This window comes from Solwaraspora sp. WMMA2065 (assembly GCF_030345075.1).
Classification (GTDB): domain Bacteria; phylum Actinomycetota; class Actinomycetes; order Mycobacteriales; family Micromonosporaceae; genus Micromonospora_E.
This window is the reverse complement of record NZ_CP128361.1, coordinates 1000447-1014680: the sequence shown is the minus strand read 5'-3', so window position 1 is coordinate 1014680 and position 14234 is coordinate 1000447. Positions and strand designations below refer to the sequence as shown.

General features: G+C 72.2%; 14 protein-coding genes. 8 read left to right on the top strand and 6 right to left on the bottom strand.

Features of this window, described 5'->3' with window-relative positions:
* Positions 1–8 precede the first annotated feature (8 nt).
* From O7610_RS04685 to O7610_RS04675, 3 genes are read left to right on the top strand one after another with little or no spacing between them, the layout of a single operon-like run.
* Positions 9–716 carry an urease accessory protein UreF gene (locus O7610_RS04685; RefSeq protein ID WP_281554522.1) on the top strand — a complete coding sequence of 236 codons (708 nt, stop codon included), beginning with the start codon at positions 9–11 and terminating at the stop codon, positions 714–716.
* Positions 706–1464 carry an urease accessory protein UreG gene (ureG, locus tag O7610_RS04680; protein ID WP_289212720.1) on the top strand — a complete coding sequence of 253 codons (759 nt, stop codon included), beginning with the start codon at positions 706–708 and terminating at the stop codon, positions 1462–1464. Before O7610_RS04685 ends, ureG begins: the two co-directional genes overlap by 11 nt.
* Positions 1464–2252 carry an urease accessory protein UreD gene (locus O7610_RS04675; RefSeq protein ID WP_289212719.1) on the top strand — a complete coding sequence of 263 codons (789 nt, stop codon included), beginning with the start codon at positions 1464–1466 and terminating at the stop codon, positions 2250–2252. Before ureG ends, O7610_RS04675 begins: the two co-directional genes overlap by 1 nt.
* Here O7610_RS04675 and O7610_RS04670 read toward each other — a convergent pair.
* Genes O7610_RS04670 through O7610_RS04650 form a run of 5 tightly spaced genes read right to left on the bottom strand, consistent with a single transcriptional unit; the run spans position 2237 to position 7365 of the window.
* Positions 2237–4624: an ATP-binding cassette domain-containing protein gene (locus O7610_RS04670; protein WP_289212718.1), complete on the bottom strand. Its 2388-nt coding sequence runs from the start codon at positions 4622–4624 to the stop codon at positions 2237–2239. The two genes, O7610_RS04675 and O7610_RS04670, sit on opposite strands and share 16 nt — an antisense overlap.
* A gap of 13 nt (positions 4625–4637) precedes the next feature.
* Positions 4638–5048, bottom strand: a complete 411-nt coding sequence (locus O7610_RS04665) for a VOC family protein (protein ID WP_289206572.1) — start codon at positions 5046–5048, stop codon at positions 4638–4640.
* Between the two features lie 5 nt (positions 5049–5053).
* Positions 5054–5503, bottom strand: coding sequence for a helix-turn-helix transcriptional regulator (locus O7610_RS04660; protein WP_289206573.1), 450 nt, complete (start codon positions 5501–5503; stop codon positions 5054–5056).
* Positions 5504–5555: 52 nt separating this feature from the next.
* Positions 5556–6434, bottom strand: coding sequence for a maleylpyruvate isomerase N-terminal domain-containing protein (locus O7610_RS04655; RefSeq protein WP_281554517.1), 879 nt, complete (start codon positions 6432–6434; stop codon positions 5556–5558).
* Positions 6435–6486: 52 nt separating this feature from the next.
* A complete protein-coding gene (locus O7610_RS04650) occupies positions 6487–7365 on the bottom strand; it encodes an oxidoreductase (RefSeq protein ID WP_281554516.1) in 879 nt (292 codons plus the stop codon).
* A 93-nt stretch (positions 7366–7458) separates the two neighbouring features.
* On the opposite strand from O7610_RS04650, the gene O7610_RS04645 reads away from it, so the two are divergent.
* The 5 genes from O7610_RS04645 (at position 7459) to O7610_RS04625 (ending at position 13506) form a co-directional block, all read left to right on the top strand.
* Positions 7459–8013: a TetR/AcrR family transcriptional regulator gene (locus O7610_RS04645; RefSeq protein WP_281554515.1), complete on the top strand. Its 555-nt coding sequence runs from the start codon at positions 7459–7461 to the stop codon at positions 8011–8013.
* Between the two features lie 170 nt (positions 8014–8183).
* Complete coding sequence (locus tag O7610_RS04640; RefSeq protein ID WP_281554514.1) at positions 8184–9740, top strand: ABC transporter substrate-binding protein; 1557 nt, start codon at positions 8184–8186, stop codon at positions 9738–9740.
* Entirely contained in the window at positions 9737–10702 is a 966-nt protein-coding gene (locus O7610_RS04635) for an ABC transporter permease (RefSeq protein WP_289212717.1), read from the top strand. The genes O7610_RS04640 and O7610_RS04635 overlap by 4 nt, the downstream gene beginning before the upstream one ends.
* 23 nt (positions 10703–10725) lie before the next feature.
* Positions 10726–12684: a dipeptide/oligopeptide/nickel ABC transporter permease/ATP-binding protein gene (locus O7610_RS04630; RefSeq protein ID WP_289212716.1), complete on the top strand. Its 1959-nt coding sequence runs from the start codon at positions 10726–10728 to the stop codon at positions 12682–12684.
* A 3-nt stretch (positions 12685–12687) separates the two neighbouring features.
* Complete coding sequence (locus O7610_RS04625; RefSeq protein WP_289212715.1) at positions 12688–13506, top strand: ABC transporter ATP-binding protein; 819 nt, start codon at positions 12688–12690, stop codon at positions 13504–13506.
* On the opposite strand, the gene O7610_RS04620 is transcribed toward O7610_RS04625, so the two are convergent.
* Positions 13476–14234 (bottom strand): class I SAM-dependent DNA methyltransferase, encoded by a 759-nt coding sequence (locus O7610_RS04620; RefSeq protein WP_282230407.1) that lies wholly within the window; start codon positions 14232–14234, stop codon positions 13476–13478. The two genes, O7610_RS04625 and O7610_RS04620, sit on opposite strands and share 31 nt — an antisense overlap.

Below are 14234 nucleotides of genomic sequence, written 5' to 3'. Positions count from 1 at the left end.
ATGACGATGTGTCACGCCCGGACCCGCCGATGAGCGGGCTCGCCACGCTGCTGGTGCTGGCCGATGGCCGGTTGCCGGCCGGCGGGCATGCCCACTCCAGCGGGCTGGAGGCGGCCGTCGTCGCCGGCCGGGTCCGTGACCTGGCCGGCGTGGCGGCGTACCTGACCGGCCGGCTCACCACCGGTGGGCGTACCGCCGCCGCGTTCGCTGCGGCTGCCACGGCCAGCGCAGCGGCAGCCCACGGTGCCACCGCGACCGGAGCCGCCGGCCGGCTGGACGCGCTCGACGACGGTATCGACGCCCGCACCCCGTCGCCCGCGCTGCGCCGCGCGTCGCGGGCACAGGGCCGGGCGTTGCTGCGCGCCGGACGGGGCATCTGGGCGCTGCCGGCGGGCGGCCCCCGGGACCGCCACCAGCCGGTCGCGCTCGGCGTGGTCGCCGCCGCCGCCGGCCTCGGCCCGGCCGATGCGGCGCTGGCCGCCGCATACACCGCCGTCACCGGACCGGCCAGCGCCGCCGTGCGGCTGCTCGGCCTCGACCCGTACGCGGTGCACGGCCTGCTGGCCCGGCTCGCGCCGGACATCGACGCGGTCGCCGCCGGGGCGGCCGCCCTGGCCGACCGGCCGGTCGACGACCTGCCCGCCGGCTCGGCCCCGATCCCGGAGGTCGACGCCGAACACCACGCCACCTGGGAGGTGCGTCTCTTTGCGTCCTGAACCACACACCCACGTCCACGGCGGGTCCGCCGAACCGCACGCGCACACCGACGGGGAGGTACCGCACACCCACCCCGATCCGGGGGTCGACCCGCACCCGCCCCGGCTGCCGGACGGCTCCCCCGCGCTGCGGATCGGCATCGGCGGGCCGGTCGGCTCCGGCAAGACCGCGCTGGTCGCCGCGCTGTGCCGGGCGCTCGCCGACGAGTTGCGGCTGGCCGTGGTCACCAACGACATCTACACCACCGAGGACGCCGACTTCCTGCTGCGCAACGGCGTCCTGCCGGCGGAGCGGGTCCGGGCGGTGGAGACCGGCTGCTGCCCGCACACCGCGATCCGCGACGACATCTCCGCCAACCTTGACGCCATCGAGGACCTGTCCGACCAGTTGGGCACCCTCGATCTGGTGCTGGTGGAAAGTGGCGGGGACAACCTGACCGCCACGTTCAGCCGGGGCCTGGTCGACCAGCAGATCTTCGTGGTCGACGTGGCCGGCGGTGACAAGGTGCCGCGTAAGGGCGGGCCCGGGGTGAGCACCGCCGACCTGCTGGTGATCAACAAGACGGACCTGGCGCCGCTGGTCAACGCCGACCTGTCGGTGATGCAACGCGACGCCGCCGCCCGCCGGGGCGAGCTGCCGACGGTGTTCCTGTCGCTGGTGCAGGACCGGACGGCGACGCCGGTGGCCGAATGGATCCGGGGGCTGCTGCGGGCCCGCGCCCAGACCCCGGCGGAGGTCGCCGGCTGATGCGGGCCCACGCCCGGCTGGTCGCCGAGGTCGACGCCGCCGGGCGGACCCGGCTGGTCTGCCTGCGCGGCGAGCCGCCGCTGGTGCTGCGCCGTACCGGCCCGGCAGCGGCCGCCGGCGACGAGGTCCAGGTGCATCTGGTCGGCGCGGCGGCCGGCCCGCTCGGCGGCGACGACCTGCGGCTGGACGTCGACGTCGGGCCGGGGGCGCGGGTGTGTCTGCGTACTGTCGCAGCGTCGCTGGCGTTGCCCGGACCCGACGGCCGCCGGTCGAGGCTGCAGATGCTGGTCCGGGTTGCGACCGGCGGCGAGCTGCGCTGGCTGCCGGAGCCGTTGATCGCCGCCGCCGGCTGCCACCACCTGTCCCGGTCGGTGGTGGAGCTGGCCGACGGCGCGGCCGTGGTGTGGCGGGAGGAGCTGGTCTGCGGGCGCGACGGTGAGCCGTCCGGCGACGCCCGGATCGACACCACCGTCCGGTACGCGGGCCGCACGGTGCTGCGTACCGACCTGGCGGTGGGGCCGCGCGCCGACGGCTGGGCCGGGCCGGCGGTGCTCGCCGGGGCGAAGGCGACCGGTTCGGTGCTGGTGGTCCGGCCGGAGTGGGCAGCCGGCGGGCCCCCGGCGGCCGGCCCGCTCGGCCCCGGCGCGGCCCGGCTGCCGCTGGCCGGCGGGCCGGCGGTGCTGGTCACCACGACCGGCCCGACCGCCCGCGGCGTCCGCACCGAACTCGACCGGGCCGAACCCGACCGGGCCGAACCCGACCGGGCCGGGGCTCAGCCGCCGACGTAGGCCGCGAGGTGCTCACCGGTCAGCGTCGAACGGGCCGCGACCAGGTCGGCCGGTGTGCCCTCGAAGACGATCCGACCACCGTCGTGACCGGCACCCGGCCCCAGATCGATGATCCAGTCGGCGTGTGCCATGACCGCCTGGTGGTGCTCGATGACGATCACCGACTTGCCGGCGTCGACCAGCCGGTCGAGCAGGCCGAGCAACTGCTCGACGTCGGCCAGGTGCAGGCCGGTGGTCGGCTCGTCGAGAACGTAGACGCCGCCCTTCTCCGCCATGTGGGTGGCCAGTTTCAGCCGCTGCCGCTCGCCGCCGGACAGGGTGGTGAGCGGCTGGCCGAGGGTGAGGTAGCCGAGCCCGACGTCGGCGAGCCGACGCAGGACGGCGTGCGCGGCCGGGGTGCGGGCGTCGCCGGACGCGAAGAACTCCTCGGCCTCGGCCACCGACATCGCCAGCACCTCGCTGATGTCCCGGCCGCCGAGCTGGTACTCCAGCACCGCCGCCTGGAACCGCCGGCCCTGGCAGTCCTCGCAGACGGTGGCGACGCCGGCCATCATCGCCAGGTCGGTGTAGATGACCCCGGCACCGTTGCAGGTCGGGCAGGCGCCCTCGGAGTTGGCGCTGAACAGCGCCGGCTTGACCCCGTTGGCCTTCGCGAACGCCTTGCGGATCGGGTCGAGCAGCCCGGTGTACGTCGCCGGGTTGCTGCGCCGAGAGCCTCGGATACCGGTCTGGTCGATCGACACCGCCCCCGCGTCGGCCGGGATCGACCCGTGCAGCAGCGAACTCTTGCCGGAGCCGGCGACCCCGGTCACCACGACCAGCACACCGAGCGGGATGTCGACGTCGACGTCGCGCAGATTGTTGGCGTTCGCGCCACGGATCTCCAGCGCGCCGGTGGGCTCGCGGACCGACTTCTTCAGGTTGGCCCGGTCGTCGAGGTGGCGGCCGGTGACGGTGACGCTGGCCCGCAGCCCGTCCACGGTGCCTTCGAACATCACCTCGCCGCCGGCGGTGCCGGCACCGGGGCCGAGGTCGACGACGTGGTCGGCGATCGCGATCGTCTCCGGCTTGTGCTCGACGACCAGCACCGTATTGCCCTTGTCCCGCAGCCGCAGCAGCAGGTTGTTCATCCGGGCGATGTCGTGCGGGTGCAGCCCGATGGTCGGCTCGTCGAAGACGTAGGTGACGTCGGTCAACGACGACCCGAGATGCCGGATCATCTTGGTGCGCTGCGCCTCACCGCCGGACAGGGTGCCCGCCGGGCGGTCCAGCGAGAGGTAGCCGAGGCCGATCTCCACGAACGAGTCGAGGGTGTGCCGCAGCGCGGTCAGCAGCGGTGCGACCGACGGCTCGGCCAGCGCCTGGACCCACTCGGCGAGGTCACTGATCTGCATCGCGCACGCGTCGGCGATGTTGATCCCGTTGATCTTCGACGACCGGGCCGCCTCGTTCAGCCGGGTGCCGGCGCAGTCCGGGCAGGTGGTGAAGGTGATCGCCCGCTGCACGAACGCCCGGATGTGCGGCTGCATCGCGTCGACGTCCTTGGCCAGGAACGACTTCTGGATCCGCGGGATCAGACCCTCGTACGTCACGTTGACGTTGTCGACCTTGATCCGGGTCGGCTCCTTGTACAGCAGGTCGTGCAGCTGCGACTTGGTGAACCTGCGGATCGGCTTGTCCGGGTCGAAGAATCCGCAGCCGCTGAAGATTCGCCCGTACCAGCCGTCGACGCTGTAGCCGGGGATGGTCAGCGCGCCCTCGTTGAGCGACTTGCTGTCGTCGTACAGCGCGGTCAGGTCGAAGTCGGTGACCGACCCCCGACCCTCGCAGCGCGGGCACATGCCGCCCAGCCGGGTGAAGGTCTGCTTCGTGGTCTTGCTGGCGCCGCGTTCGACGGTTATCGCCCCGCTGGCCCGCACCGACGCCAGGTTGAAGGAGAACGCGTTGGGCGGGCCGACGTACGGCTGCCCGAGCCGGCTGAACAGGATCCGCAGCATCGCGTTGGCGTCGGTGGCGGTGCCGACCGTGGACCGCGGATCGCCGCCCATCCGCTCCTGGTCGACGATGATCGCCGTGGTCAGCCCATCGAGCACGTCGACCTCGGGCCGGGCCAGCGTCGGCATGAACCCCTGCACGAAGGCGCTGTACGTCTCGTTGATCAGGCGCTGCGACTCGGCCGCGACCGTGCCGAACACCAGCGAGCTCTTGCCCGAACCGGAGACCCCGGTGAACACCGTCAGCCGGCGTTTCGGGATCTCGACGCTGACGTCCTTGAGGTTGTTCACCCGCGCGCCGTGCACCCGGATCAGGTCGTGACTGTCGGCGGCGTGCGGGGTGGACGGCCGCTCCCCCGACGCGGTGGCCCTGCTCATCGAAATCCCCTACCTATCGAGTCTGCTGGATGCGGATCAGGTTGCCGGCGGGATCCCGCACGGCGCAGTCGCGGACCCCGTACGGCTGCTCGGTCGGCTCCTGGACGATGTCCGCGTCGCCGGCCTGCAGCCGCTCGAAGACCCCGTCGAGGTCGCTGGTGGCCAACAGGATGCCGGCGTAGGTGCCCTTGGCCATCATCTCGGTGATGGTACGGCGCTCGTCGTCGGTGATGCCGGGGTCGACACCCGGCGGGTGCAGCACGATCGCGGTGCCGGGCTGGTCGACCGGGCCGACGGTGAGCCAGCGCATCCCGTCGTAGCCGACGTCCAGGCGCAGTTCGAAGCCGAGCAGGTCACGCCAGAAGGCCAACGCGGCGTCGGCGTCGTCATGCGGCAGGAAGCTGGAGTGAATCGTGATGTCCATGGCGGTCACGCTAGTTGCGCCGCCGGGGCCCGTGCTTCTCGATTCCTGATCGGTCTGGTGACCTGTTTTGCCAGGCAGGCGGGCATCTCCGGGCGTGCGGAGCCGGCCCGGCGCCGGTAGACGCTGGGCGGGACGCCGACCAGTTCGGTGAACCGGGTGCTGAAGGTGCCCAGCGACGCGCAGCCGACCGCGAAACAGACGTCGGTGATGCTCAGGTCACCCCGGCGCAGCAGCGCCATCGCGCGTTCGATGCGCCGGGTCATCAGGTACGCGTACGGCGACTCGCCGTAGGCGCGCCGAAACTCGCGGCTGAGGTGCCCGGCCGACATGTGCACGCCACGGGCCAGGGCCTCGACGTCGAGTGGCCGGGCGTACTCCCGGTCGATCCGGTCGCGCACCCGGCGCAGCCGCGCCAGGTCGCCCAGGTGCTGCTCCTGCCTCGCACTGCCGGTCACCCGGGCGATGCTGCCACACCCCGTCGGCACTTCCCGCCCGGCGCGGCCCAACCTACGGTGCGGCGGGAGCGTAGCGTGCGTTCGGCATGTGAACGACACGTAGGAAGGCGGGCAGGCGCCACGGCCGCGGCCCTCCGACGACGACGTCGCGACGCAGAGCGGCGACGGCGGTGCCGGTCCGACCGAACAGCATCAGGTTGAACCGGGCCGGACGGAACCGCAGCCGGACGTCGACCGGGTCGTCCGGTGGGGCGAGCCGGATCCGTCCGTCACCGAGCACGACGGTCGCGGTCGGGGTGTACGCAGAACGGAACTGCACCGCGATCGGCCGTTTCGGCATTGCCCGCGAGGTGTCCAGCAGGACGCCGTAGTCGTGGTGCAGCATCCCGAGAAAGAACTGGTCGAAGTACAGCGACGCGTAGTCGTCGGGCATCGACCAGGGGCGGCGCAACACCCGGGCGATGTCCCAGCCGTGCACCAGCAGCTCGTTGACCAGGTGTGCCACCATGCCGGCGATCGGCACCCGCGCGTCGCCCAGCCACTGGACGGTCCTTTCCGGCGGCAGCTGGGCGGTCGCCGCGAGAATCGCGTCGGTCGCCTCGCCGAGCAGTTCGGCGAGGCGAGCCGGGTCGCGTTCGGTGAAGTGCCGCAGCACATGGTCGTTGACGTCGGCGACGGTGTCGACGTTCGCGGCGGACAGGGCCGCGCGGATGTCGGGGATCTGCAGCGGCGGCTCGTCACCCTCGACGAGGGTGACGTACAGCATCGCGATGCTCACCACGTGCGCGGCGGTGTCCGACACCGTCCAGTCGCGGGTCGCCATCGCCTTCGGCTGACTGTCGACTGTCAGCAGTGATTGGAATCGGTCGGTGAGGACACTCAACGCCGTACGGGCCAGGGTCCAGCGGTCAACGGGCACAACGAAACTCATCCGGTGATCGTGGCACCGGCTGCGTCGACAGTGTTCCTTGACGTTGCGCGTTTCATGCGCGATTTCCGATGAGCCGACCCTGGCCGGGGTCGCGCCTGGCGACGACACGGGCGAGGGTGCGCAGCATGGTACGGACGAAGCGGTCGAAGACACGGTCGGGCAGAATCCGCCGGGCCGCCAGGATCACCCTGGCGGCCCGGCCGACGGGGTAGCGGGTCCGTGGCCGGCGGGCGCGCACCGCTCTGGCGACGGCGTCGGCGACCACCGAGGGCGGCGACGCCGGGCCGTCCTCGACCGCGAGGATGGCCGCGCCAAGTGCCGCCTGGTCGGCGTACGGGCCGCGACCCGAGGTGTCGAGGAGATGCTGGCCGGCGATGGCGGGCCACTCGGTGGCGATCGCACCGGGCTGGATGACGACCACGTCGATGCCGAGTGGGGCGAGCTCCATCCGCATCGAGTCGCTGAGTCCTTCGACGGCGAACTTGGTGGCGTGGTACCAGCCGCCGAGCGGCTCGTGGATCTTCCCACCGATTGACGAGATGTTGACGATGCGTCCACTGCCCTGCCGGCGCATCTGCGGCAGCACGAGTTGCGTCAGCCGGGCCAGGCCGAACACGTTGACGTCGAACTGGCGGCGGGCCTCGTCCAAGGGCACGTCCTCGACCGCGCCGAACGAACCATACCCGGCGTTGTTGACCAGCACGTCGACCCGCCCGGATTCGGCCAGTACCTGTTTGACGAGGTCGACCAGCGCGGCGTCGTCGGTGATGTCGGCCCGCACGGGCCGGATGCCGACGTCGGCCAACGGGGTGATCCGGTCGAGCCGGCGGGCGACGGCGTAGACGTGGTAGCCCATGGCGCGCAGCTTGCGGGCGGTGGCCTCGCCGATGCCGGAGGAGGCGCCGGTGACGACGGCGACCTTGTCGCTCATGATCTCTCCCTTGGTAACCAACTAGATAGTTACATCATCGGCGCTACCCGCGCAGTTGTCAACCAACCAGTTGGTTTTGGGTAGGCTGGCGGCATGGTCCGCGACTCCACCGCCACCAAGCACCGGATCCTCGACGCCGCCACCGTCGAGTTCGCCGCCCACGGCCTGGCCGGCGCCCGGGTCGACCGGGTAGCCGAGCGCGCCGGCGCCAACAAGCAGCTGATCTACGCGTACTTCGGCAGCAAGGAACGGCTCTTCGACACCACCCTCGCCACCCACCTGGAGCGCTTCATGGAAGCGGTGCCCTTCGACGCAGACGACATACCCGGCTACGCCACCGCGATGTTCGACTTCGGCGTCACGCACCCGGACCTGCTCCGACTGCTGCAGTGGCACACCCTCGAACGGCCCGGCGAGCTCGCCCGGATGGAGCAGAACCACCACACGACCCGACGGAAACTGGCCGCCCTGGCCGAGGCCCAGGCCGCCGGCCTGGTCGACGACACGCTCCCGCCCGCCGAACTGCTCGCCGTCGTTCTCGCCGTCGCCCGGGCCTACGACGATCCGGCGCCGACGTCGGTGGCCGCGCGCCGGGCCAGCGTGACCACCGCCGTACGCCGGCTCGTCACCCCCGGCCCGCGCCCGTAGAGCCAGCTCGTCACTCCGCCCGCGACCGTAGAACCCGGCGACCCGGGTCCGGCGCGCCGCCGGTCCGCGACATCGAAACGGTTGTGCCGGGAACCAGCGACGCCGTTGCACCGACTACTCCTATCGAACCCCGGGACACATTATTGACTGACGTCTATCTGGAGCGCTCCGTGCCGCGACCCCGCATGCTTGCCGCCGTCCTCGCCGCGTCGATCGGACTCACCACAGCCTGCAGCGCTGACTCCGGTGGTGGCGCCACCTCGACGACATTGCGGATCGGGTTGGGCACCGAGTCGGGCGCACTGGACCCGCACGCGTTCACCGGCAACTTCCTGCTCCTCGACGCCATCTACGAGCCACTGGTCAGCTACGGCGAGGACGGGCAACTGGAGCCGGGCCTGGCCGAGTCCTGGACGGTGGCACCGGACGGACGGCAAGTGAGTTTCGACCTACGCGACGACGTGCACTTCACCGACGGGACGCCGGTCGACGCCATGGCCGTCAAGTGGAACTTCGACCGGTGGGTGGGCAACGAACGCTTCTCGTTCTTCCGGGCCTCGCAGGTCGTCTCCGCTGTGGACGCCCCGGATCCGGACACAGTCGTGCTCACCCTGTCCGAACCGTACGAACCGCTGCTGCAGGAGTTGTCGATCGTCCGTCCTGTCCGGCTGCTCAGCCCGGAGTCCGCCGGCGCCGACGGCACCTTCCAGGACCCGGTGGGCACCGGGGCGTGGAAGCTGGTGTCCAACGGCGCCACCGGCACCGTGCTGGAGCGCAACGACGACTACTGGGGGCCGAAGCCCAGTCTGGAACGGCTCGAGTTCAAGGTGATCCCGGATTCGCAGGCCCGCGTCGACGCACTCACCAACGGCGAGATCGATCTGATCGGCGGCGCCTACCTGGCCCCGATCACGCCGGTGGAGGCGCAGTCCTTGCGCGATCGCGCCGGCGTACGGCTGATCACCGGCGCGGCGGACGTCTCGATCCTGCTCGGGTTCAACCCCGACGGCCCCGCCGGCGACCGGGCGGTCCGAGAGGCCGTCGGCCGGGCGATCGACACCGAGGCGCTAGCGACGGCGTTGTTCCTGGGCCAAGCGGAACCGGCCCGTCGGGTGTTCCCGCCGAGCGTGCCGGACTCCGGTACCGATCTGCCGGTCGGCTTCGACCGGGCCGCCGCAGGGCGGGTGCTAGACACCGCAGGCTACCTCCGCGAAGGGGAGATCCGGACCCGCGACGGCGAGCCGCTGTCGTTGCGGCTGCTCATCCCGGCCGCACCGGCCGAGGGGCAGCTCGATCCGCGCACCATGGCCGCCGCGATCGCCTCCGCTCTGCAGGAGGTGGGGATCGGCGTGGAACTGGTCCCGGTCGACGCCGCCGCCTACTACGACGAGCGGGCCGAGGGCAGGTACGACCTGACCTTCTTCGAAACCCTCGGCGCCCCGTACGACCCGTCCAGCTCGATCGTGTCCCTGTTCACCGACGGGGCCCGGGCGCCGCTGTGGGTGACGCCGACCACCGAGGACCTGGTCGACAAGGCGTTGTTCGCCACCGACCCCGCTGAACGTTCCGAGGCCTACCAGGACCTCTACGAGGCGGTGGCCGCTGATACCGGGTTCGTCCCGTTGGTGTACCGGCCCCGACTGTGGGCGGTGCGCGACGGGGTGAACGGCTTCGCGGTGCCGCCCACCGACGTAGATCTCGAACTGACCGGGGTCACCGTCGGGTGAGCGTGTCCCTGCGGCCACGGTCCGTCGGCGGCCACCTCGTACGGTGGACCGTCGACACCGTCGGCGTGCTGCTCGCGCTGTCGGCCGGAACGTTCGCGCTGGTGCTGCTGGCCCGCGGCGATCCCGCCGCGGTGCTGGCGGCCACCCGGGCCGGCCGGCCGGCGACTCCGGAGCAGGTCGAGGCCGTCCGCTCCGAACTTGGGCTGAACGCTCCCGCCCCGGTGCGGTACGTGCGGTGGCTGGCCGACGCCGCCACCGGCGACTTCGGACTGTCACTGCGGACGAACCTGCCGATCGGCCCCGAGGTCGCCGACCGGCTGGCCGTGACGGCGGGGCTGGTGGCGGGATCGGTCGTGGTGGCCGTGGTGGTGGGGATGACCGTCGGCGTCGCCGGGGCGGTGGCCGGGCGGGGGCCGCTGCGTGGGGTACTGCGGATCGGGGCGCTGCTGGCGACGTCGGTGCCGGCGTTCTGGCTGAGCTACCTCCTGGTTCTGCTGCTGGCTCTACGGTGGCAACTGGTGCCGACGTCAGGCATGGCCGGTCCCGCCACCTGGGTGATGCCGATGGCGGTGCTCGGGCTGCCGGCGGCCGGAGTGCTCAGCCGGGTGGTGGCTGTCACGTTACGGGAAGCGATCGACCGGCCCTACGTCCTGGCGGCGCTGGCCCGGGGCAGCGGGCCGATGTCTATCGTGCTCCGGGACGGTCTGCCGAACGCGGCCGGGCCGATCCTGTCCGTAACCGGGGTGATCATCGGCGGTCTGCTGGTTGGCACGGTCGTGGTGGAACAAATCTTCGGCTGGCCCGGTCTCGGGGCGTACTTCGTCCACGCCGCCGCCGCCCGTGACGTGCCGGCCCTGCAGGCCAGCGCGCTCGTGCTCGGCGGAGGTTTCATCCTGGCCAATCGGCTCGCCGACGTCGTGCAGGTCCTCGTCGATCCCCGGGCCCGGTCGGGCATCGGATGACGGCCGGACATGGAAAGTGGACGATGCCCGCCCCGGTACGGACGGCGCTGGTCGGCCTGCCGTTGGCCGGGTTCGCGATCGTGGGGCTGCTCGCACCGGTGCTGGCGCCGGCCGACCCGGCGGCCAACGATCTGTCGGCCAGTCTGCTGCCGCCGTCGGCGGCCCATCTGCTCGGCACCGACCAGCTGGGCCGTGACCAGCTCAGCCGGCTCCTGCACGGTGCGCGAATCTCACTCGCCGTCACGGCGGCGGTCCTGCTGGTCTCGGTGACCATCGGGGTGCTCGCCGGCGCTGTCGCCGGATACCTGGGTGGCTGGGTCGACCGAATCGTCGCCCGGGTCATCGACATGGCGGTCTCGCTACCGGGAATGCTGGTGGCGCTGGCGGTCATCGGCATACGTGGCCCCGGTGTGGAGAATCTCGTCGTCGCGATGTCGCTGTGGACGTGGGCCCCGTACGCGCGGATCGCCCGCGCCCGCGTCGCGGGTCTGCGGGCCAGTCCGCACCTGGACGCGCTGCGGCTGCTCGGCGCCGGCCCGGTGCGCGTCATCGGCCGTCATCTGCTTCCGAGCGCCCTCGCCCCGTGCCTGGTCTATGCCAGCACCGACGTCGGCTCCATCGTCCTCGGCGTCGCCACGCTGAGCTTCCTCGGCCTCGGCATCCCACCACCGCAGGCGGAGTGGGGCCAGATGCTCATCGAAGGCCGGCCCTACCTTGCCTCCGCCTGGTGGCTGGCCTACCCGCCCGGAATCGCGATCACCGCCGTCGTGTTCGCGAGCAACCTGCTCGGCGAACGGCTGGCGGTCGGCGACAAGCGCCCGTCGGTGCTGCGTTGGATACTTCCGGCCCGGCTGCGGGTGCCGCGACCCAGGCGGCCGGGGCCCGGGGTGCCCGCAACCGGCAGCACGGAGACCACGGCCACCGTCACGTCGAGGGCCGCTGCCGACGACGACGTACTGCTGCGGGTGCGCGACCTGTCCGTAGCCTATCCACGTGCCGGTGGCTTCCGGCGCGCCGTCGCCGACGTCTCCTACGCGGTACGCCGTGGCGAGACGCTGGCGATCGTCGGCGAGTCCGGCAGCGGCAAGACCACCTCCGCGTTGGCGCCCTTCGGGCTGCTGGACCCGAGCGCGCTAGTCTCCGGTTCTGCGCAGCTGCGGACCGGGCCAACGGCACGTGAGCTCGTCGGACTCGCCCTCCTGCAACGCCGCCGGGTCAACGGCCGCCGGGTCGGGGTGGTGTTCCAGGACAGTCTCGCCGTGTTCGATCCGCTGCGCAGCATCGGCGCGCACGTCGACGAGGCGGTCCGCAACGCGGGCGGCCGGGGCCGGCGGGCGGCGGTCCGCCGGGTCAGTGAGGACCTGCTGCGCCTCGCCGGTCTGCCCGACCCGACGGCGGTCGCCGGCCAGTATCCCCACCAGCTCTCCGGCGGGATGCGGCAACGGGTCCAGATCGCCGTCGCAATCGCCGGTGAGCCGGAGCTGCTCGTCGCCGACGAACCAACCTCCGCGCTCGACGTCACCGTCCAGGCGCGCCTACTCGACCTGCTCGGGCAGCTCCGCGACGAGCTGCGTATGGCCATGGTCGTCGTCAGCCACGATCTGGCGGTGGTCACCCGGCTGGCCGACGCCGTGGCCGTGATGTACGCCGGCCGGATCGTGGAGTACGGGCCGCTCGACACCGTGGTCCGTCATCCCGACCATCCGTACACCCGGGGTCTGCTCGACGCCGTGCCGCGTCCCGGTGCGGCACCGGGCACCCGGTTCCGCACCATGCCGGGACGCTCCGGTGCCGGGCCGGACGACACGTCAGGTTGCGCGTTCGCTCCCCGGTGTCCGATCGCCGTAGCCGGATGCGGGCACGAGCAGCCCGTGCTGTTGGCGGTGGGAGCGGACCCGGCGCACCGGTCGGCGTGCCCGCCGACCCGGACGGCCGACGCGTCGCTGCGGCGCGTGGCACTCGGCGACCTGGACGGAGACTGACCGATGCTGGAGATCGAACAGCTCACCGCCGACCACCCCCGGCGGCACGGCCGGGGCCGGCTCAGTGTGGTCGAGGACGTCACGCTCCGGGTCGCCGCCAGCGAGATCGTCGGGCTCGTCGGCGAATCGGGCTGCGGCAAGACAACTCTCGCCCGCGTGGCCACCGGACTGCACCGGCCCCGGGTCGGATCGGTGCGGTTCGAGGGTGTCGACATCCACGCCCTGCGCGGTCGCGCGCTGCGGGCACACCGACGACAGGTCCAGATGGTGTTTCAGGACCCGTACCTGACCCTCAGCCCTGTCCAGACGGTGCGCCAGGCCGTCGCCGAGCCACTGCACATCCACCGGATCGGCAACGGCCGGTCCCGCGCCGCACGGGTGGACGAGCTGCTCGACCTCGTCGGGCTCGGCCCCGGGGTCGGCGGACACCGGCCCCGGCAGCTGTCCGGCGGTCAGCAGCAACGGGTGGCGATCGCCCGCGCGCTGGCGCTGGGACCACGCCTGCTGGTGTGCGACGAACCCGTCACCGCGCTCGACGTCTCGGTGCAGGCGAAGATCCTCAACCTGCTGTGCGATCTGCGCGACCGGCTCGGCCTGGCCTGCCTGTTCATCTCCCACGATCTCGCCGTCGTCCGGCAACTCGCCAACCGCGTCGCGGTCATGCGGCGCGGCCGCATCGTCGAGCAGGGACCGACCGGGCAGGTCACCGGCGGCCCGCGCCATCCGTACACCCGGGCGCTGCTCGCGGCGACCCCCACCATCGACCTCGGCGCCACCGACCGGCCACGACGTCACGCGTCCGAGCCGGCCGGGTTGTCGTAGACGGTGACGTGGGTGCCGGTGCCGAGGTAGGGCTCCCGGCGCCAGCCACCCCAGCGGTGCCGACGGCGCAGACCGGCGAGGCGGGCCATCAGGTCGAGCTCGGACGGCCAGGCGTAGCGCATCGACACCGGGGCCAGCCGCATCCCGTCGTTGCTGATCAGGATGTGCTGGCCGTCGAAACGCTGGTCTACGGGGTCGTGGCGGACCGCGACCAGGCGGACGTGGTCGTGGTCGACACGGTGGGCGTCGACGCTCTGCTGCCGCTGGTAGCGGGCGAGGTCGGGCACCAGGCACTCCAGCACGAACAGCCCGCCCGGCAACAGTCGTCGGGCGACGTTGGCGAAGCACCGTACCTGCTCCTCCTGGGTCATCAGGAAGAAGAAGGTGGTGAAGACGACGAAGACCATGGCGAACCGGTCGTCGGTGCCGGGATCGACGTCGGCCATGTCGCCGATGGTGACGGGAATCCGGTCGCCGCCTGGCTTGGCCCGCATCCGGGCCACCATCGCCTCGGAGGCGTCGATGCCCCGCAGATCGATCCCGCGACCCGCCAACGGAACGGTGACCCGGCCGGTGCCGACCGCCAGTTCGAGGACCGGCCCGGCCGGCCCGTGCCCGATCAGGTCGGCCAGGCAGTCGACGGCATCGGTCGGGTCGAGGTCGGCGTGCCACTCGTCGTAGACGTCGGCGTTGCGCTCACCGTAGGTCTCCGGTCCGTACGTGGTCAT

Bases quoted from the DNA above. Each gene is read 5' to 3' on its own strand.
- O7610_RS04675 (WP_289212719.1), top strand. From the start codon at position 1,464: ATGCGGGCCCACGCCCGGCTGGTCGCCGAGGTCGACGCCGCCGGGCGG.
- O7610_RS04670 (WP_289212718.1), bottom strand. From the start codon at position 4,624: ATGAGCAGGGCCACCGCGTCGGGGGAGCGGCCGTCCACCCCGCACGCC.
- O7610_RS04665 (WP_289206572.1), bottom strand. From the start codon at position 5,048: ATGGACATCACGATTCACTCCAGCTTCCTGCCGCATGACGACGCCGAC.
- O7610_RS04655 (WP_281554517.1), bottom strand. From the start codon at position 6,434: ATGAGTTTCGTTGTGCCCGTTGACCGCTGGACCCTGGCCCGTACGGCG.
- O7610_RS04650 (WP_281554516.1), bottom strand. From the start codon at position 7,365: ATGAGCGACAAGGTCGCCGTCGTCACCGGCGCCTCCTCCGGCATCGGC.
- O7610_RS04645 (WP_281554515.1), top strand. From the start codon at position 7,459: ATGGTCCGCGACTCCACCGCCACCAAGCACCGGATCCTCGACGCCGCC.
- O7610_RS04630 (WP_289212716.1), top strand. From the start codon at position 10,726: ATGCCCGCCCCGGTACGGACGGCGCTGGTCGGCCTGCCGTTGGCCGGG.
- O7610_RS04625 (WP_289212715.1), top strand. From the start codon at position 12,688: ATGCTGGAGATCGAACAGCTCACCGCCGACCACCCCCGGCGGCACGGC.
- O7610_RS04620 (WP_282230407.1), bottom strand. From the start codon at position 14,234: ATGACCACGTACGGACCGGAGACCTACGGTGAGCGCAACGCCGACGTC.